Genomic DNA, 20,804 nt, shown 5'->3' with positions numbered 1-20,804 from the left:
ACAAAAATATTGAGGAGAAATAAGAAATGCATTCAGAAGACCAATATCACACGATCGTCTGTATCGGGACATCCACTGGAGGACCAAGGGCGCTGCAAACTGTTTTATCAGGATTGCCGAGGCATTTGCAGGCTCCCATTGTCATTGTTCAGCATATGCCACCAAAATTCACAAAGTCTTTGGCCAATCGACTCAATTCTCTTTGCGAAATTCGTGTTAAGGAAGCGGAAGAGGGGGAGATTTTGCAAAAAGGGACTGCTTATATTGCACCAGGTGGGAAACATATGTCTCTTCTATCGCAAGGAAGAGAAGTAAAAGTGAGGATCGTGGAGACAGAGCCTGTCAATGGACATCGTCCATCGGTTGATGTGCTGTTTCAATCAGTAAGTCAATTAAAAGAATACAAAAAGATTGCTGTCATTATGACAGGAATGGGCTCAGATGGAAAGAAAGGGATCATAAACTTAAAAAAGAATGATCAAACAATCGTAATGGCTGAATCCAAAGATAGTTGCATCGTATACGGAATGCCTAGGGCAGCGATTGAAACGGGATTAGTCGATTCCGTTACCAAATTGGATGATATTGCAAATAATATTATGAAACAAATAGGATGAGGATGTGGGCGTATGGATGTGAATCATTACTTAGAAGTGTTTATTGATGAAAGCAAAGAGCATTTGCAGGTGTTAAACCAAAACCTTTTAACATTGGAGAAAAATCCTAAAGATTTAGAAGTCGTGAATGAGATATTCCGAGCTGCCCATACATTAAAAGGGATGTCAGCCACAATGGGCTATAATGATTTGGCCAATCTTACGCATATTATGGAAAATGTTCTTGATGGAATTCGCAATGAACAAATCAGTGTCACTTCCGTTTTACTAGATGTTGTTTTTCTTGCGGTCGATAATTTAGAAACCATGGTTGATTCTATTGAATCTGGTGGTGATGGGAAGAAAGATGTCACTGATGTGATTGCCAAATTGCAATTATTAGAAAAAGGCTTAGACCCAGATAAGGATGAAGCCCTTCAAGAGATAGCTGCTACGGTTGCCGACGAGAAAACTGCCGCTGATCATCAGCTTGAATATGATCAATACGAAAAAACGGTGATTGAGCAGTCACGCGAGCAGGGGCATGAGTGTTTTGAAATCAAAGTGAATTTAATGCCGGACTGCTTATTAAAAACGGCCCGCGTCTTCATGGTGTTTGAAGTATTGGAAAAGTCAGGGGATATCATTAAATCATTGCCGTCTGTTGAGCAACTAGAGGAAGAACAATTTGAGTCTCAATTCATAGCAACTTTAATTACGAAAGAGTCAGAAGCCGATCTTGTCAATAAGATTATGAAAATATCTGAGATTGAGTCTGTGCAAATTCAGGCTGTTGATTTAACACAGTTGAAGCGGGTAGAAGATACGTCAACAAACGAAGAAACAATATCTTCAGAGTCAGCTGAAAAAGACAAGTCATCAGCGGCTATGAGCAAAAAAGAGATAACAAATAAGAAACAATCAAAAACAGTTAGCAAGACGATAAGAGTTAATATTGATAGACTCGATATTTTGATGAATCTTTTTGAAGAACTTGTCATTGATAAAGGTAGACTGGAACAAATCTCTCAAGACATTAACCATCCGGATCTTCATGAAACGGTTGAAAGAATGTCGAGAATTTCTAGTGATTTACAAAACATTATTCTTAATATGCGCATGGTACCTGTTGAAACAGTTTTTAATCGTTTCCCTAGAATGGTTAGACAACTGGCAAAAGATTTAAATAAACAGTTGGAGTTACATATTAGTGGTGCTGAAACAGAATTGGATCGTACTGTTATTGATGAAATAGGAGATCCAATTGTCCATTTATTAAGAAATGCAAGTGACCATGGAATTGAAAGTCCAGAAGTCAGAAGGGCAAATGGAAAGTCAGAAACGGGAACAATTAATCTAAAAGCCTATCATAGTGGTAATCATGTTTTCATTGAAATCGATGACGATGGTGCGGGTATAAATAGACATAAGGTGATTGACAAAGCGGTATCGAAAGGCATTGTTTCGCAAAATGAGGCAGATTTAATGACAGATGAGGAAGCTTTCGAATTAATTATGGCCCCAGGCTTTTCTACTGCCGATACGATTTCAGATGTATCAGGTCGAGGAGTAGGCTTAGATGTTGTTAAGTCAACTATACAGTCATTAGGTGGGTCCATCTCTATTGCATCCTCTGAAGGAAAGGGCTCAAAATTCTCTATCCAATTACCATTAACACTATCGATTATTTCGGCTTTACTTGTCGAGGTAGGAGCGGAAAAGTATGCCATTCCACTTTCATCGATTATTGAAACAGCTATTATCAAAACATCTGATATTATGACTGCCCATAATCAACCTGTTATTGATTTTAGAGGAAGTGTCGTTCCGCTCGTTTCCTTACAAGACGTTTTCCATGTTGAGGAAGCAACTCAAAGTGACTCAGAATTTGTATCCATTGTTATAGTTCGTAAAGCCGAAAAAATGGCTGCTTTAGCTGTTGAATCTTTCATTGGCCAGCAAGAAATTGTCCTAAAATCTTTAGGAAATTATTTAGCAGAGGTTTTTGCTATTTCAGGTGCAACGATTTTAGGAGACGGGCAGGTAGCTTTAATTGTAGACTGCAATGCATTGATAAAGTAAAAAAGGGGAGTGAGAGATTGTGAGTGAAACAGTGGTTGAATCTGAGAAAAAAGTGATCGTCTTCAAACTAAATCAGAAAGAATATTGTATTTCAGCAGAATATGTAACAGCTATTGAAAAAATGCTCCATATAACAAGGGTTCCGAACATGCCTTCTTTTATTAAAGGAGTTATTAATTTAAGAGGGATCATTATTCCGATTATTGATTTAAAGCAACGATTTAACATAGGGGATTCCGAACAATCAGATAGTACACGGCTTATTATTGTAACATGGGATGACATTACGGTGGGAATGATCGTAGATGAAGCTAATGATGTCTTAGATATTCCGATTGAAGCTATCGAGCCATGCCCCAATGTGACAGGTTCTATTGCAGAAGAATTTATTTCCGGAGTAGCCAATATAGATCATCGGCTATTCATTCTTCTTGATTTAGAATTGACGATAAAACCACCTGAATTAAGGAAAATGAACAATGGAGTTTGAAACTGAAATTACTCCATTTCACCTTGATATTTTAAAAGAAATTGGTAATATTGGTGCCGGAAATGCCGCTACAGCGCTATCTGTTTTAACGGGAAAAAATATTGAAATGAAAGTACCGACCGCACGAATCATCACATTTGATCAAATGCTAGAGTTAGCTGGGGGCCATGATCGCATTGTAACAGCCGTTTTTTTAAGGGTTGAGGGAGACGCTTCAGGTAGTATGTTTTTCATCCTACCTCTTGAACAAGCAACAAGGTTAGTACAAAAAGTGACACAAGACAATACTTTCACTTTTTCACGACCACCATATTCAGAAATGGCTTTGTCGGCGATGCAAGAGTTAGGCAATATTTTAACAGGCTCCTATCTAACGTCTTTATCGGATTTTACAGGATTACGATTACACGCTTCGGTTCCTTCTATCAGCATTGATATGGCTGGAGCCATTATCAGTTATGGGTTAATCGAGCTTTCTCAGTCTCAGGATTATGCGATCGTAATTGATACAGCGTTAAATGATGAGGAGACGAGTGATGATTCAAACAGTGTAAAAGGCCACTTTTTTCTACTGCCAGATCCAAGCTCTTTTGCAACGATCTTTCAAAAGCTTGGAGTCAAAATCGATGATTGAGACAGTAGTTCGTGTAGGGATAGCGGATATGAATGTAGTAAAAGCACCAAATACGATTAGAACGGCAGGGCTTGGTTCTTGTGTAGGTGTTGTAATATATGATCAACAATCACAAGTAGCTGGGCTTGCCCATATAATGTTGCCAGAATCATCACTTGCTAAAGGAAGCCAACAATTAAATGTAGCCAAATTTGCCGATACCTCTATTAAAAAACTGGTAATGGATTTGCTAGCAATGGGGGCTATTCGTCATCAATTAAAAGCTAAAATTGCTGGAGGAGCTCAAATGTTTCATTTCACAAAACAAACGGAACAGATGAGAATTGGACCAAGAAATGTGGAAGCAGTAAAGCGAGAATTAAAAAATCTGAATATCCCTCTTGTTGGAGAAGATACAGGGGGAAATAGTGGAAGAACGATTGAATTTGTTCCAGAGTCGTCTATTTTATATGTTCGGAAGGCTTATCATGAAGCCATTGAAATATAGATCATCATGAGGAACGCTTATAATGTGAGGAGGAGATAGGATGTCGAACTCACCACCGCTTGATGAACAACAATGTTGGGATTTATGGATCCATTCCCGGGATGCTGATGCCGGGAATAAGTTGATTGAGAAATACATGCCTTTAGTTTCATATCATGTCCAGCGTATTTCTGTTGGACTTCCCAAAAATGTCAGTAGAGAAGAATTAAGAAGTTTAGGGATGACGGGATTATTAGATGCCTTGTATAAGTTTGATATTTCTCGAGACCTGAAATTCGATACATACGCATCTTTTAGAATTAGAGGTGCTGTGATTGATGGGTTAAGAAAAGAAGACTGGCTACCAAGAAGTACACGAGAAAAAGTAAAAAAGATTGAAACGACTACACATAAATTAGAACAGCATTTGATGCGAAAGCCATCTATAAGTGAGATCGCTAAAAATTGTGGCTATACAGAAGACGAGGTATGTCGTGTTTTGAATGAGCATGTATTTTCTAGTGTGCTTTCTATAGATGAGAAGATAGCCACGAATGAAGAGGGAGATCATTCTGTTCATTCCATTAAAGATCAAGAATCACTAGGTCCAGAAGATCAACTTGTAAAAAAAGAGTGGCTTAGTGAATTGGAAGAGGCCATTAAAGATTTAACAGAAAAAGAGCAATTAGTTTTAAGCTTATTTTATAAGGAAGAACTTACCTTTACGGAAATCGGAGAGGTGATGCAGCTATCAACCTCGAGAATTTCGCAAATTCATTCAAAAACCTTGGCAAAGTTAAAAGTGATTCTGTTAAAAAACAATAATAGGGGAAATCCATGAGTTTAAAATTAATTGAATTACAGGTAGCACTCCCTAGGACAATGGAAGCGGGAAAAATAACAGAACAGCTGCAACAAAGAGGCCAAGTTATGTCGGAACAAGCTAGGGAAGAGGCAAAGGATAAAATTGAACAAGAACGACAAAGAATAAATCAATTAGATGAGAATGATGAGGTCCGATTAAGGAAAGAAGACGGTTCTTCCAAGGAACAAAAAGAGCACCATTCTAGTTTGAATAAAAGAGAGCAAGTAGCGGAAAAAAAGCCCTCTAATGAAAAACATCCTTATAAAGGAAAAAGAATAGATTATAGTGGGTAGGGATACAATTGACAAGTGCATTAATCTTCCTATTATTTATTTTAAACGCCGTTTTAATTTTTACTGTTATATTGTTATATATGCGACAAAATCGGCTCATGGAGATGGAAAAAGCCCAGCAAAAAGTGCAAGCAGAGACAGAAGAATTAATGACAAGCTTTTTATTGGAAATTAAGGAGGAAAATCAATTATTTATGTCGAAGTTGGATGACCTACGTAAATCACAACAAGCTAAGGGCAAAGAGTCGAGTACAATCGAAAAAGAAGAAATCGTTGGAAGAGAAAAACAAAAAATCGATGAGCTACCTACTGTGGAGACGAAGAACTTTGCGAGGATGCAAGCGGAAAAAGCGTATCATGTAAGTTCTGCAGAGCAATCGGGAATAAAAGACAGTGAAGAGGATTCGGAAAATCTGTCTCAGATCAACTTATTTGCTGATCAAGTTCAATCCCTTCATGCAAAGGGATTATCCGCTGAAGACATTGCCCAACGATTAAACAAGGGAAAAACAGAGGTAAGTCTTGCCTTAAAATTTAAAAATATGCATTCTTAATACTTGATATGATCATTTGTTTATGCTATATTCATTGATGGTGTTAATACACACGTTCTGCGATTTTGTTACAAGGTGCTGATTGGAACTCTACTTTCGAACAGTTTGTACAAGATATGACCAGGACGGAGGATAAAAACCGAGGAGGAAACAGAAATGTCAGTCATTTCAATGAAACAATTATTAGAAGCAGGTGTTCATTTTGGACACCAAACACGCCGTTGGAATCCAAAAATGAAAAAATATATTTTCACGGAGCGTAACGGTATTTATATTATTGACCTTCAAAAAACAGTTAAGAAGGTTGAGGAAGCTTATAACTTTATGAGAGAGCTAGCTGAAAACAATGGTAAAGTTCTTTTCGTAGGAACGAAAAAACAAGCTCAAGAATCTGTCAAAGATGAAGCTGAACGCGCAGGACATTATTATGTAAACCATCGTTGGTTAGGTGGGACTCTAACGAATTTTGAAACCATTCAATCTAGAATTGAGCGTTTAAAAGCGATCGAAAAAATGGAAGAAGATGGGACATTTGAAGTCCTTCCTAAAAAAGAAGTCGTTATGTTGAAAAAGGAATATGATCGACTTGTTCGCTTCTTAGGTGGAATTAAAGATATGAAAGACCTTCCAGATGCTATTTTCATTATTGACCCACGTAAGGAAAGAATTGCTGTTGCAGAAGCACGCAAATTAAATATTCCAATCGTTGGTATTGTTGATACAAACTGTGATCCAGATGAAATCGATTATGTGATTCCAGCAAATGATGATGCGATCCGTGCGGTTAAATTATTAACTTCTAAAATGGCTGATGCTTTGCTTGAAGTTCAAAAAGAAGCGGAAGTTGAAGAAGCTGAGGAAGTATCTGATACAGCTAACGTTTAATAGATGATGTTCAAAAAGTCCGGTGAAAATGACGCTGCGAATTTCTTCGCTGGCTGTTTCTTCGCTCCTTGGAAAAGAAAACCACTTTTCCGGCGTGCGATGCGGATTCGGGGAAGCTTTCCTTGTGCTCATGTATTTAAAAGCATACATTCTGCTGCTCGAAACTGCGCCGCCTTGAAATTCTTGGTCCTTTTCATCCTCCTTTTTGAACACGCACTAATAGTGTTGCGAGATAGACCAATTCATAATCGTGACGAACAAAGGTGATGAAGTGGTGAACACTTATCACCTTTTTTATCAAATAAGATTCCTTTAAAACTTTAAATTTGGAAGCAGAATAGGGAGGACTATAATATGGCAATTACGGCACAAATGGTAAAGGAACTGCGTGAAAAAACAGGCGCAGGGATGCTTGATTGTAAAAAGGCTTTAACTGAAACAGATGGAAATATGGAAAAAGCAGTTGATTTCCTTCGTGAAAAAGGGATCGCTTCAGCCGCTAAAAAAGCAGATCGTGTTGCAGCTGAAGGAACAACTTTCATTTTAAGTGAAGGAAATAAAGCAGTGATTCTTGAAGTGAATGCTGAAACAGACTTCGTTGCTAAAAATGCATCTTTCCAAGAACTTGTAAAGGAATTGGCGAAGCATTTACTTGAAAACAACCCAGACTCTGTTGAAGCAGCATTAGAACAAAAAATGTCAAATGGTCAAGTGGTTAGCGAATATATTAACAGTGCGATTGCAAAAATCGGCGAAAAGATTACCCTACGCCGTTTTGCAGTTAAAACGAAATCTGACCAAGACGCATTTGGTGAATATTTGCATATGGGTGGAAGAATTGGTGTTTTAACTGTTCTTGAAGGAACAACTGACCAGGATGTAGCGAAAGATGTAGCAATGCATATTGCCGCTATCAATCCAAAATATATTTCTCGTGATCAAGTTTCAGCAGAAGAGGTTGACCGTGAGCGTCAAGTTTTAACCCAACAAGCTTTAAATGAAGGAAAACCTGAAAAAATCGTTGAAAAAATGGTTGAAGGGCGTTTAGGGAAATTCTTTGAACAAATTTGCCTACTTGACCAGTCTTTTGTAAAAGATCCTGATCAAAAGGTTCGTAAATTTGTTGAATCAAAAGGGGCAACTGTTCGTGATTTCGTCCGTTACGAAGTCGGTGAAGGCCTTGAAAAACGTCAAGAAAACTTCGCTGAAGAAGTTATGAGTCAAATCAAAAAATAATACAGGTTAGTATATGCACGAGTTCAAAAAGGAGGATAAAAAGGACCAAGAAGTTCGAGGCGGCGCAGCCTTCGAGCAGCGGAATGTATGCATTTAGATACATGAGCAGCGGAGAAGCAAGCCAACGAAGAAATTCGCAGTGTCATTTTTACCGGACTTTTTGAACATCCTCTATATGGGAACACATTGTGTTCCCTATTTTGAAAAAGATACATAAGAGATTACACTGGAGGTTCATATGGACAAGCCAAAATACAAGAGAGTGGTTCTGAAACTCAGCGGAGAGGCCTTGGCTGGGACGGAAGGATTTGGCATTAATCCGTCCGTCATTAAGTCGATTGCTGGTCAAATTAAAGAGGTCGCTGAATTAGGTGTTGAAGTGGCTGTTGTTGTGGGGGCTGGAAATATTTGGCGTGGCAAAGTAGGCAGTGAAATGGGCATGGATCGAGCAACTGCCGATTACATGGGAATGCTGGCGACTGTAATGAATTCACTAGCTCTACAGGATAGTTTGGAGCAACTTGGAATTGAAACACGTGTGCAAACCTCTATCGATATGCGACAAGTAGCCGAACCTTATATTAGAAGAAGAGCGATTCGTCATCTAGAGAAACATCGAGTTGTTATTTTTGCGGCAGGAACTGGAAATCCTTATTTCACTACAGATACAACAGCGGCTTTACGTGCGGCGGAAATCGAAGCTGAAGTGATCCTAATGGCGAAAAACAACGTAGATGGTGTATATAATGCTGATCCTAAGTTTGATAAAGATGCGAAGAAATATGAGCAGCTTTCTTACCTAGACGTCTTAAAAGAAGGTTTAGGTGTAATGGATTCCACTGCTTCATCTTTATGTATGGATAATGATATCCCACTCCTCGTTTTCTCGTTTACGGAAAATGGCAATGTAAAGAAAGCTGTTATGGGCGAACAAATCGGAACTTTAGTTAGGGGGAAGGAATAATGGCAAATCAAGTTATTTCTAGTACTAAAGACAAAATGGAAAAATCGATTCAAGCATATAGAAGAGATCTTTCGAGTATACGGGCGGGACGTGCCAGCGCATCTCTTTTAGATAAAATTTCAGTAGATTATTACGGTGCACCAACGCCTATTAATCAAATGGCATCCATTTCTGTTCCAGAAGCAAGAATGTTGGTTATTCAGCCATATGATAAGACAATTATCGGAGATATTGAAAAAGCTATTTTAAAGTCAGATCTTGGTTTAAATCCAGCTAATGATGGTTCATTAATTAGACTAACGATTCCGCAACTTACTGAGGAGCGAAGAAAAGAATTAGTCAAGCTCGTAAAAAAAGAATCTGAAAATGCTAAAATCGTGATCCGAAATATTAGACGTGATGGAAATGAAGACCTTAAGAAGCTAGAAAAATCGGGGGATATTACTGAGGATGAGCTTCGTGGTTACACAGATGATATTCAAAAACTAACAGATGAGTACATTAACCAAATTGACACGATTACAAAGGAAAAAGAACAAGAAGTGCTTGAAGTATGATCTCTTAAATGACCGGCTCCCAATTCATCTATATTGGGAGCTTTTATACTTTAATTTCCTCATTAAAAGGGACACCATGTCCTGGCTTTCAGACTGATCTTCAAATATGGAATATCGGAAACAACACACTGTCAGCCCTAATATCTAACCGGTGTTATTGGTCTTCCTAGTGTGTTACTATCCAAAAAGTAATTTTTTCTTTATAATAGTATCCATGGTTATTGCATAAATAATTAGAAAGTGTATGATGCGCCTTCCATCCTATGGTAAGATATGGATTAAGGTCAAATAGGATGCAACGCTGATGGAGGACCCTTTCATGTTTAAAAAATTAAAATTATGGAATACCCCCGAAAAACAAACCACGATGAACGAGAGGGTAACACGGATTTTAGATCACCCAATTCCAGAACATGTAGCGATTATTATGGATGGTAATGGAAGATGGGCAAAAAAACGGGCATTGCCTCGAGTTGCTGGGCATCACGAGGGTATGAGAACTGTTAGAAAAATTACAATGCTGGCTAATCAACTAAATATCAAAACCTTAACCTTATATGCATTTTCAACCGAAAATTGGAAACGACCAAAATTCGAGGTCGATTATTTGATGGGACTGCCGGAGGAATTTTTAGGCAGTTTTTTACCGGAATTAATTGAAGAAAATGTTAAAGTTACGATGATTGGGGATAGAAGTCGGCTCCCTCAAAAAACAAAAAGAGCGGTGGATGATGCAATAAGGAAAACGGAAGAAAATACAGGCTTAAATTTAAATTTTGCATTAAATTATGGTGGAAGAGCTGAGATCATTGATGCAATCAAACATTTAGCGGCGGATATTAAAAATGATCGATTAACGCCGGATGAAATTACTGACTCATGTTTTTCACGTTATTTAATGACTCAATCTCTATCCGATCCGGATTTACTAATACGAACTAGTGGAGAACTGCGATTAAGTAATTTTATGCTTTGGCAAATTGCCTATACTGAATTATGGTTTACCGATGTATTATGGCCGGATTTTTCTGAAACACAACTTATCGAGGCTGTTGAAGCTTTTCAACAGCGAACAAGACGATATGGTGGATTAAATGAAGAGGAGTCCAAAAGATGAAGCAACGAATCATTACAGCAGCTATACTTATAGCCGTTTTTTTGCCAATTGTTATCATTGGAGGCATACCATTCTTAATATTAACTTACGTGATGGCAACTATTGCTCTTTATGAATTATTGCAAATGAAGAAGCTATCAATTTTTTCTGTACACGGAGGATTAGCAACTTTGTTCCTATGGATTTTTCTATTGCCTCCTGATTTGTATGAAAGACTCTATTTTTTTGATTTATCGAAAATGGAAATTTCATTTATTGTCGTTTTAATTTTTCTTTCTTATACGGTTATCGTAAAAAATAAGTTTAATTTTGATCAAACAGGTTTTACGTTTTTTTCAATTTTTTATATCGGAATCGGTTTTTATTACATGATCCAGATTCGAGAAGAAGGACTCATTTTATTATTTTTTGCTCTACTCGTCGTCTGGTTGACAGATTCGGGAGCTTATTTTGTTGGCAAATACTTTGGGAAACGTAAACTTTGGCCCGAAATTAGCCCTAATAAAACAATAGGTGGTTTTATTGGAGGGATACTTTCAGCTATTATCGTTGCGATTGTCTTTGCTATTTTCACTAATATCCCGGTAACTCCCATTAAGTTAATGATCATCACGGTAATCTTGTCTATATTTGGACAACTAGGTGACTTGGCTGAATCGGCTTTGAAACGGCATTTTGCTGTCAAAGATTCAGGGCGGATTTTCCCTGGACATGGCGGCATGTTAGATCGATGTGATAGTTGGTTATTTGTCTTACCATTACTGTACTTTTTATTAACAAAGCTCCCCTAGTTGTTTACTTCGAACGAGCGCTTTGGTTATAAGGAGAGAAAATAATGAAGTTCATAAGTTTATTAGGAGCTACGGGTTCCATTGGTACACAGACGCTTGATATTATTAGGAAAAACCCAGACCATTATGGATTAGTGGCAATGACTGCGGGAAAAAATATAGAATTAACAAGAAAGATCATTGCGGAATTTGCACCACAATTTGTTTCTGTACAGGAAAAAGCTGATTGTGAGCAATTGCAAAGTGAATTTCCACGCACTACCCTTGCTTATGGAGTTGATGGCCTGATTGAAGCGGCTGTTCATCATAAGGCAGATTTTGTCTTAAATGCCGTGATGGGAAGCGTTGGTTTAGAGCCTACTTTAATGGCGATTGAAGCAGGAAAAACGATCGGACTAGCGAATAAAGAAACACTTGTTACGGCTGGTCATATTGTTATGGAAGCAGCGAAGCGAAAACAAGTATCGATTCTTCCAGTTGACAGTGAGCACTCTGCTATTTTTCAATGTTTAAATGGTGAAAGAACAGGAACTGTATCACGTCTCATTCTTACTGCTTCAGGCGGAAGTTTCAGAGATCTTACGAGGAAAGAGCTTGAGCAAGTGACACTTCAACAGGCGCTTGCTCACCCAAATTGGTCGATGGGTTCCAAAATAACGATTGATTCTGCTACAATGATGAATAAGGGATTAGAGGTTATTGAAGCGTTTTGGCTATTCGGAATTCCTTATGATCAAATTGAAGTGGTATTACATAGGGAAAGTATTATTCACTCAATGGTGGAGTATCATGATAGTAGTGTGATTGCACAGCTAGGTAGTCCTGATATGAGAGTTCCGATTCAATATGCGCTTAGTTTTCCAGAACGACTACCTCTTCAGGCCGGAGAGTCGCTTGACCTTGTAAAAATAGGGAAACTTCATTTTGAGGAAATGGATACAGAAAGGTTCCCTTGCTTGCGATTTGCCTATGAGGCGGGAAAAATAGGGGGCTCAATGCCAACTGTATTAAATGCAGCCAATGAAGTGGCAGTGAACCAGTTTCTAAATGGTAAAATTTCCTTTTTAATGATTGAAAATCTAATAGAAAAAGCACTCACACATCATCAGAATATTAAATATCCTGATTTACGAACCATTCGGGAAGTAGATTCCGAAACGAGAAATTATGTTCATTCACTCTCTTTATAAAGGTGGTTATGCCGGTTGAATACGATTATATCGTTTATTATCATTTTTGGAGCTCTTGTGTTTTTTCATGAGTTCGGGCATTTTATTTTTGCCAAAAGAGCTGGGATTTTAGTAAGGGAGTTTGCGATCGGTTTTGGACCGAAAGTTTTTTCTTATAAAAAAAATGAGACGATTTATACAATCCGTTTACTTCCCATTGGTGGCTATGTGAGAATGGCTGGCGAAGATCCAGAAATGGCAGAAATCAAACCAGGTCACAGGATTGGCCTCCTGCTTGATGAAAATGGAATTGTCACGAAGATTATTCTTAATGGTCGGGATCGCTTTCCAAATGCCCGAACCGTCGAAGTGGAAAAAGCCGATCTAGAACACCAATTATTTATTAGTGGGTATGAGGACATGGAAGATGATTCACTGAAAACTTTCCAACTTTCCCGTGAAGCAGTCATTGTCGAGAATCAAACAGAAACCCAAATCGCGCCATGGGACCGTCAATTTGCTTCTAAAAAGCTAAGTCAAAGAGCGATGACGATTTTCGCCGGCCCACTTTTTAATTTTATTTTAGCGGTTGTTGTGTTCACAATTATATCAATGATCCAAGGGGTGCCTGTAAAAGAAGCTGTTTTTGGAAATGTCTTGCCAGGTAGTCCGGCAGAAGAAGCTGGGTTTCAAGAGGGAGATATTGTCTTAAGTATCGATGGTTCTGAAGTTAAGACATTCACGGATATGACATCCATTGTGCGAGCACATCCTAATGAAGAATTAGTATTTACGATTGAAAGGGATCAACAAACTTTAGAGATTCCCGTTGTTCCCGAAAAACAAGAGGTGGAAGAAAGTGAACCGATCGGTTTAATAGGAGTACAGGCAGAGTTAGATAAATCATTTAGCAAGATTGCGTTAAGCGGGTTCCAAGAAACTTATCTTATGACAATTGAAATTTTTAAGTTACTTGGACAACTTGTGACAGGGAATTTTTCCATAGATATGCTCTCTGGACCAGTTGGGATTTATAAAACGACGGAAACAGTAGTGCAAACAGGGTTATTAAATCTTCTTCGCTGGACAGGTTTACTCAGTATCAACCTAGGGATTATGAACCTTTTACCTATTCCTGCCCTTGATGGTGGACGTCTTCTGTTTTTTGGTGTTGAAGCCTTAAGAGGAAAACCAGTTGATCGTCAAATGGAAGGTGTTGTTCATTTTATCGGCTTTGCGTTGCTTATGCTGTTAATGATCGTTGTCACATGGAACGATATTCAAAGATTTTTTATTCATTAATTATAGTAAAGGTCGGGGTGCCAAATGAGACAAAGTATGACATTGATTCCCACACTTCGTGAAGTTCCTGCTGATGCCGAAGTAAAAAGCCATCAGCTTCTTCTTCGCGCAGGGTTTATTAGACAAACAGCTAGTGGTGTGTACACTTATATGCCGCTTGCCAAACGAGCGTTAGATAAAATAGAAAAAATCATCAGAGAAGAAATGGAGAAGGCAGGAGCAGCGGAAATTTTAATGCCCACTTTGCAACCTGCTGAATTATGGCAGGAATCCGGACGTTGGGATGGTTATGGGGCAGAGTTAATGCGGATGGAGGACAGACATGGCCGTGAATTTGCGTTAGGGCCTACTCATGAGGAAGTGATTACGGCCATTGTGAAGGATGAATTAAAATCATATAAGCGGCTTCCGCTCACTTTGTATCAAATCCAAACAAAATTCCGTGATGAAAAACGCCCTAGATTTGGCTTATTACGCGGCCGTGAATTTATTATGAAGGATGCCTATTCCTTCCATGCAAATCAAGAAAGCCTTGATTTAGTATATGATAAGATCTATGAAGCTTATAACAATATATTCTCAAGATGTGGTTTGGATTTTCGCGCCGTTTTAGCTGATTCAGGAGCAATTGGCGGTAAAGATACACAAGAATTTATGGTCTTATCGGAGATTGGTGAGGATACGATTGCTTACTCTGACTCATCCCCATATGCCGCGAATATTGAAATGGCTGAGGTAAAACGAACATACGAGAGATCAACTGAGCCTGAACGGTCATTAACAAAGATTGAAACACCGAATCAAAAAACGATTGAAGACATCTCTTCTTTTTTGGAAGTTAAATCAGAGGATTGTATAAAGTCACTTGTTTTTAATGTTGATGGGGAATTTGTTTTGATATTGGTACGTGGAGATCATGAAATTAATGACATTAAGGTGAAAAATATATTACAGGCTGAGTCCGTTGAATTGGCAGAGCATGCAGATATTGAAAAACTTCTAGGGTGTTCAGTTGGCTCTATTGGACCAGTTCAATTACCTTCTGAAATCAAAATTTATGCTGATCTTGCGATACAATCAATGGTGAACGCAGTGTGTGGAGCAAATGAAGAAGGATACCATTTTACCGGGGTTCAACCTGAAAGAGATTTTAAAGTAGATCAATATGCAGACCTTCGTTTCATCAAAGAGGGAGACCCTTCACCAGATGGGAATGGAACAATTCATTTTGCTCGTGGAATTGAAGTAGGACATATTTTTAAATTAGGGACGAAGTACAGTGATGCACTAGAGGCAAAATATTTAGATGAAAATGGAAAGGCGCAAAGCATCATAATGGGATGCTATGGGATAGGAGTTTCTCGTACTTTTTCTGCCATTGCCGAACAATACAATGATGAACATGGTCTAAAATGGCCCAAAAACATTGCTCCTTATCAAGTCCATTTAATTCCAATCAATATGAAGAATGAAGAACAAAAAGATCTTGCTGAAAGCTTATATCAAGAGTTGCTGCAGCAAGGATATGAAGTTTTAATGGATGACCGTATAGAACGACCTGGTGTGAAGTTTAAAGATGCCGATTTAATTGGTTTACCAATACGAGTCACAATTGGCAAGAAAGCTGCAGATGGTATTCTAGAAGTCAAGTTGAGAAATTCAAGTGAAACCTTTGAGATTCATAAAGCAGAACTACTAGCAACAATTGCACAATTATTAAAAAGCGGGGAGTAATTTAAGGTACCCTATAAAAAGGGTGCCTTATTCCGTTGGAAAATTAATAACAAGGATGGGAGAGAGAGAAATGGCAAATGATCCCGCCTCTAAAAGAAAAAGATTTCAAGTGTTATTACAACAAATCGGACTGACTGAGGATGCTAGTATGCCTTTTTTTCAGCATGCTGAAATTACTAAGTTAGTTGTGGAACGCCAAAAAAAAATATGGCATTTTTCTTTTCAATTTGAAAAAATACTTCCATATGAATTGTTCATTCAATTTGCACAAAAACTGCAGCAGTCTTTTCAACATATTGCTTCCATTAGTTTTGAAATTACAACAGAAGATTCCACCATTACGGAGGATATGGTTCAAGCCTATTGGACACATTGCATTCAAGAGCTAGATGGCATATCTCCAGTACTATTATCCTTATTAAATAACCAAGTCCCACAAGTTAACGGGAATATTATATTCATTAACGCCCGAAATGATACGGAAGTACAAACATTAAAACGAAAGTACAGTCAAATCATTCAAGATATCTATATGAAATTTGGCTTTCCTCCTTTGCAATTGGATGGCCAGGTGATGGATCAAGAAGAAACAAATGATGATTATCAAAAATTCCTTGAAGCAAAACAAAAAGAAGATGAAGAAAGAGCCAAGCAGGCAGTAGTTGAGATGCAGAAACAGGAATCTGAAAAAGAAGCCAGAAAAGGAAACGCAAGTGGGCCTCTTACAATTGGTATTTCGATCAATCCTACAGAAGAAATAATAAGTTTAAAAAATATAGTAGACGAAGAAAGAAGAGTTACTGTCGAGGGCTATATTTTTGACGCAGAAACAAGGGAACTCCGTAGTGGTCGTACACTTTTAACCTTTAAAATAACGGACTATACGGATTCCATTCTTGTTAAAATGTTTTCTCGGGATAAAGAAGATGCAGAAACCCTAAAACAGGTCAAAAAGGGCATGTGGGTAAAAGCGCGAGGTAGTATCCAGAACGATACATTTGTACGTGATCTCGTTATGATTGCGAATGATATTAATGAAGTCAAGCCGAGAGAGCGTTTGGATCAGGCAGAAGAAAAAAGAGTCGAGCTTCATCTTCACACGACCATGAGTCAAATGGATGGCCTCACATCAATGTCTAATTATGTAGCCCAGGCTAAAAAATGGGGCCACAAAGCGATTGCTGTAACGGATCATGCTGTAGTTCAGTCTTTTCCAGAAGCTTATAATGCAGGAAAAAAACATGATATGAAAATTATTTACGGTTTGGAAGCCAATCTTGTCGATGACGGTGTACCGATCGCCTATAATAGTACACATCTTAAATTAGAAGATTCAGAGTTTGTGGTTTTTGACGTGGAAACAACAGGTCTTTCTGCAATTTATGACACGATTATTGAATTAGCAGCAGTCAAGATTCGTGGAGGAGAGATTGTGGATACTTTCGAAAGTTTTGCTAATCCGCATCATCCACTTTCCAATACAACGATTGATCTTACCGGAATCACCGATGAGATGGTCCAAAATGCCCCTGATATCGACGTCGTTCTACATCGATTCCATGAATGGACGGGGGATGCTATTTATGTTGCTCATAATGCTTCCTTTGATATGGGATTTCTAAATACAGGTTATCAAAGGTATGACCTTGGAAAATCGACGAATCCAGTCATCGATACATTAGAGCTCGCGAGATTATTATATCCACAATTGAAAAATCATCGCTTAAATACATTAGCGAAAAAGTTTGATATCGATCTTACACAGCATCACCGCGCTATTTATGACGCGGAGGCAACCGGTTATTTGTTTTTAAAAATGTTGAAAGATGCAGCTGAAAAAGGAATTGAATATCACGATCAATTCAATGACTATATGGGAGAAGGAGAAGCTTATAAACGTGCTCGTCCTTACCATTGTACGATTTTAGCTAAAAATGAAATTGGATTAAAAAATTTATATAAATTAGTTTCTATTTCCCATCTTCATTACTTTTATCGGGTACCCCGTATTCCAAGATCTGTTTTGGAAAAATATCGAGAAGGTCTATTGATCGGTTCAGGATGTGACAAGGGGGAAGTCTTTGAAGCGATGATGCAGAAAGGACGCCAAGAGGCAGAAAAGGTTGCAAGTTTTTATGACTATTTTGAAGTCCACCCTAAACCTGTATATGCCCCCTTAATTGAAATGGAGCTTGTTAGAGACCAAAAGGATCTTGAAGATATTATTACGAACATTATTGATATGGGCGAAAAAATGGATATTCCTGTTGTAGCAACAGGGAATGTGCATTATTTACATGAGGAAAATAAAATTAATCGGCAAATATTAATCAATTCTCAAGGCGGAGCGAATCCCTTAAATCGTCATCGCCTTCCGTCCGTTCATTTTCGAACAACGGATGAAATGTTAGCTGAATTTTCTTTTCTTGGTGCAGATAAGGCTTATAAAATCGTGGTAGAGAATTCTAACGCAATTACTGATTCACTTGAGTCTATTAAGCCCATTAAAGATGATTTGTATACCCCGAAAATTGAAGGGGCTGAAGAGGAAATTCGCTCCATGAGTTATGGACGGGCAAAGAGTATTTATGGAGACCCATTACCAGAAATTATTGAAGCGAGACTTGAAAAAGAACTAAAAAGTATTATTGGACATGGATTTGCCGTTATTTATTTGATTTCACATAAATTGGTTAAAAAATCTTTGGATGATGGATACCTAGTTGGCTCCAGGGGCTCAGTTGGCTCATCTTTAGTGGCAACAATGACAGAAATTACAGAGGTTAATCCATTGCCACCACATTATGTATGTCCTGAATGTAAGCACTCCGTATTTTTTGATGATGGATCAGTCGGATCAGGCTTTGATTTACCTGATAAAGAGTGTGAAAAATGTGGAACGCTTTATCAAAAAGATGGACACGATATTCCTTTTGAGACATTCCTTGGGTTTAAAGGGGACAAGGTTCCTGATATTGATCTTAACTTTTCGGGTGAATATCAGCCACAGGCTCATAACTATACGAAGGTTCTATTTGGGGAAGATTATGTTTATAGAGCCGGGACAATCGGAACAGTTGCTGAAAAAACAGCCTATGGTTATGTAAAGGGTTATGCCCAAGATCATAATCTTCAGCAGAGAGGTGCAGAAGTAGACCGATTAGTTCAAGGATGCACGGGTGTTAAAAGAACGACAGGGCAGCATCCTGGCGGTATCATTGTTGTTCCAGATGATATGGAAATTTATGATTTCACACCCATTCAGTTTCCGGCAGATGATAGCGGCTCTGAATGGCGGACAACTCATTATGACTTCCATTCAATCGACAGCAATTTGCTAAAATTAGATATACTTGGTCATGATGATCCAACCGTTATCAGGATGTTACAAGATCTGAGTGGAATTGATCCTAAAACAATCCCTACAGATGACCCAGAAGTGATGAAATTATTTACCGGTACGGAATCCCTTGGTGTGACAGAAGAGCAGATTATGTGTAAAACAGGGACGTTAGGTATTCCAGAATTCGGAACCCGTTTTGTTCGGCAAATGTTGGAAGACACAAAACCTACTACTTTTTCAGAGCTTGTACAAATTTCAGGTTTATCTCATGGAACAGATGTATGGCTAGGGAACGCCCAAGAATTAATTCATAATAAAACATGTACTCTTTCAGAAGTAATTGGCTGCCGGGATGATATCATGGTCTATTTGATATACCAAGGACTAGATTCTTCTTTAGCATTTAAAATTATGGAATCTGTACGTAAGGGAAAAGGTTTACCTCCAGAATGGGAAGAAGAAATGAGAAAAAACAATGTGCCTGATTGGTATATAGATTCTTGTAAAAAAATTAAATATATGTTCCCGAAGGCTCACGCAGCTGCGTATGTATTGATGGCTGTTAGAATTGCCTATTTTAAAGTTCATCATCCCCTTTATTATTACGCTGCTTATTTTACCGTGAGGGCGGAAGATTTTGATCTCATTGCAATGAATCGTGGTTCTCAAGCGATTCGTACACGAATACAAGAAATTAATGCTAAAGGGTTAGATGCATCTCCAAAGGAAAAAAGTGTTTTAACGGTATTGGAACTTGCATTAGAAATGTGCGAAAGAGGATTTAAATTTAAGCAAGTTGATCTCTACCGTTCAAGTGCAACCGACTTTATTATTGATGAGGGTGCTTTAATTCCTCCTTTTAATGCTATTCCAGGGCTCGGAACCAATGCGGCTTTAAATATTGTTAAGGCTCGCGAGGAAGGAGAATTTCTTTCAAAGGAAGATTTGCAAAAGCGAGGAAAAGTATCCAAAACCATTATCGAGTATCTTGACCAGCAAGGTATTTTGCAGGATCTACCTGATCAGAATCAATTATCCTTATTCTAGCCAACAAGATGTTGGTCAGAGCAACGCGCCTTTAGCCGTTCATCCTTAAAACGGGCGTTTACGCTTTCCTATTTGCAACTAAGCTTTGATTATGGTATATTTTTTATGGATATACTATGAATAACTCTCTGTTAAAAAAGAGTGGGCGCCCCCCACTCTTTCGTATTGTCATAACAAATTTGATTATAACTTTGAAATTCTGGAGGTAATTATGAGCAAAGTTACAGACCTCGTTGAAAAGCTCGCAGAGCCAATTCTTGATGATATGGGACTAGAATTAGTTGATATTGAATATGTAAAAGAGGGAAAAAACTGGTTTTTACGCCTATTTATTGATAAAGAAACTGGCGTTGATATCGAAGAATGCGGTCTTGTTAGTGAGCGATTAAGCGCACAACTAGATGAGATGGATCCAATTCCTCATAATTATTTTTTAGAAGTATCTTCACCCGGAGCAGAACGCCCGTTGAAAAAAGAGAAAGATTTTGTGAAGGCGATCGGTAAAATGATACACATCAATACGTATGAACCGATTGACGGAAATAAATCCATTGAAGGTCGTCTAATTGCCCTTGACAATGAGATCCTTACAATTGAAATGAAAGAAAAAACACGAATCAAAAAAATTGAACTGCCATTAAATAAAGTATCAAAAGCCAGATTAGCCGTAGAATTTTAA

General features: G+C 38.1%; 19 protein-coding genes. All 19 read left to right on the top strand.

Annotated elements, in window-relative coordinates; all coding sequences use genetic code 11:
* Nucleotides 1–26: 26 nt before the first annotated feature.
* The 19 genes from KI363_RS10505 to rimP all read left to right on the top strand — a co-directional run bounded on the left by KI363_RS10505 (nucleotide 27) and on the right by rimP (nucleotide 20,804).
* A complete protein-coding gene (locus KI363_RS10505; protein WP_212966291.1) occupies nucleotides 27–617 on the top strand; it encodes a chemotaxis protein CheB in 591 nt (196 codons plus the stop codon).
* Between the two features lie 12 nt (nucleotides 618–629).
* Nucleotides 630–2,678, top strand: coding sequence for a chemotaxis protein CheA (locus KI363_RS10500; protein WP_212966290.1), 2,049 nt, complete (start codon nucleotides 630–632; stop codon nucleotides 2,676–2,678).
* A 19-nt stretch (nucleotides 2,679–2,697) separates the two neighbouring features.
* Nucleotides 2,698–3,168 carry a chemotaxis protein CheW gene (locus KI363_RS10495; protein WP_212966289.1) on the top strand — a complete coding sequence of 157 codons (471 nt, stop codon included), beginning with the start codon at nucleotides 2,698–2,700 and terminating at the stop codon, nucleotides 3,166–3,168.
* Nucleotides 3,158–3,802 carry a chemotaxis protein CheC gene (locus KI363_RS10490; protein ID WP_212966288.1) on the top strand — a complete coding sequence of 215 codons (645 nt, stop codon included), beginning with the start codon at nucleotides 3,158–3,160 and terminating at the stop codon, nucleotides 3,800–3,802. The genes KI363_RS10495 and KI363_RS10490 overlap by 11 nt, the downstream gene beginning before the upstream one ends.
* On the top strand, nucleotides 3,795–4,289 hold the full coding sequence (locus KI363_RS10485) for a chemotaxis protein CheD (RefSeq protein ID WP_158323428.1): 495 nt from the start codon (nucleotides 3,795–3,797) through the stop codon (nucleotides 4,287–4,289). The genes KI363_RS10490 and KI363_RS10485 overlap by 8 nt, the downstream gene beginning before the upstream one ends.
* 40 nt (nucleotides 4,290–4,329) lie before the next feature.
* Nucleotides 4,330–5,109 (top strand): FliA/WhiG family RNA polymerase sigma factor, encoded by a 780-nt coding sequence (locus KI363_RS10480; RefSeq protein ID WP_212966287.1) that lies wholly within the window; start codon nucleotides 4,330–4,332, stop codon nucleotides 5,107–5,109.
* Nucleotides 5,106–5,426, top strand: a complete 321-nt coding sequence (locus KI363_RS10475) for a hypothetical protein (protein WP_158323430.1) — start codon at nucleotides 5,106–5,108, stop codon at nucleotides 5,424–5,426. Before KI363_RS10480 ends, KI363_RS10475 begins: the two co-directional genes overlap by 4 nt.
* A gap of 8 nt (nucleotides 5,427–5,434) precedes the next feature.
* The gene (locus KI363_RS10470) at nucleotides 5,435–5,980 is read left to right on the top strand and encodes a hypothetical protein (protein WP_158323431.1); all 546 of its coding nucleotides are present in this window, start codon (nucleotides 5,435–5,437) and stop codon (nucleotides 5,978–5,980) included.
* Between the two features lie 156 nt (nucleotides 5,981–6,136).
* Nucleotides 6,137–6,865, top strand: coding sequence for a 30S ribosomal protein S2 (gene rpsB / locus KI363_RS10465; RefSeq protein WP_158323432.1), 729 nt, complete (start codon nucleotides 6,137–6,139; stop codon nucleotides 6,863–6,865).
* A gap of 354 nt (nucleotides 6,866–7,219) precedes the next feature.
* Entirely contained in the window at nucleotides 7,220–8,101 is an 882-nt protein-coding gene (gene tsf / locus KI363_RS10460) for a translation elongation factor Ts (protein WP_158323433.1), read from the top strand.
* A gap of 238 nt (nucleotides 8,102–8,339) precedes the next feature.
* Nucleotides 8,340–9,065, top strand: a complete 726-nt coding sequence (gene pyrH / locus KI363_RS10455; protein ID WP_212966286.1) for a UMP kinase — start codon at nucleotides 8,340–8,342, stop codon at nucleotides 9,063–9,065.
* Complete coding sequence (gene frr / locus KI363_RS10450) at nucleotides 9,065–9,622, top strand: ribosome recycling factor (RefSeq protein ID WP_158323435.1); 558 nt, start codon at nucleotides 9,065–9,067, stop codon at nucleotides 9,620–9,622. Before pyrH ends, frr begins: the two co-directional genes overlap by 1 nt.
* Nucleotides 9,623–9,941: 319 nt before the next feature.
* Nucleotides 9,942–10,739: an undecaprenyl pyrophosphate synthase gene (gene uppS / locus KI363_RS10445; protein WP_158323436.1), complete on the top strand. Its 798-nt coding sequence runs from the start codon at nucleotides 9,942–9,944 to the stop codon at nucleotides 10,737–10,739.
* Nucleotides 10,736–11,530, top strand: a complete 795-nt coding sequence (locus KI363_RS10440; RefSeq protein ID WP_212966285.1) for a phosphatidate cytidylyltransferase — start codon at nucleotides 10,736–10,738, stop codon at nucleotides 11,528–11,530. Before uppS ends, KI363_RS10440 begins: the two co-directional genes overlap by 4 nt.
* 44 nt (nucleotides 11,531–11,574) lie before the next feature.
* Complete coding sequence (gene dxr, locus KI363_RS10435; protein WP_158323438.1) at nucleotides 11,575–12,720, top strand: 1-deoxy-D-xylulose-5-phosphate reductoisomerase; 1,146 nt, start codon at nucleotides 11,575–11,577, stop codon at nucleotides 12,718–12,720.
* Between the two features lie 15 nt (nucleotides 12,721–12,735).
* Entirely contained in the window at nucleotides 12,736–14,001 is a 1,266-nt protein-coding gene (gene rseP, locus KI363_RS10430; protein WP_212966284.1) for an RIP metalloprotease RseP, read from the top strand.
* 24 nt (nucleotides 14,002–14,025) lie between these two features.
* Nucleotides 14,026–15,735 (top strand): proline--tRNA ligase, encoded by a 1,710-nt coding sequence (locus KI363_RS10425; protein ID WP_212966283.1) that lies wholly within the window; start codon nucleotides 14,026–14,028, stop codon nucleotides 15,733–15,735.
* Between the two features lie 70 nt (nucleotides 15,736–15,805).
* A complete protein-coding gene (locus KI363_RS10420) occupies nucleotides 15,806–20,125 on the top strand; it encodes a PolC-type DNA polymerase III (RefSeq protein ID WP_158323441.1) in 4,320 nt (1,439 codons plus the stop codon).
* A gap of 211 nt (nucleotides 20,126–20,336) precedes the next feature.
* The gene (rimP, locus tag KI363_RS10415; protein WP_212966282.1) at nucleotides 20,337–20,804 is read left to right on the top strand and encodes a ribosome maturation factor RimP; all 468 of its coding nucleotides are present in this window, start codon (nucleotides 20,337–20,339) and stop codon (nucleotides 20,802–20,804) included.

Origin of the sequence: Lederbergia ruris (genome assembly GCF_018332955.1) — a bacterium.
GTDB classification, from domain to species: domain Bacteria; phylum Bacillota; class Bacilli; order Bacillales; family Bacillaceae_C; genus Lederbergia; species Lederbergia ruris.
This window is presented reverse-complemented; position numbering and strand designations above follow the sequence as displayed.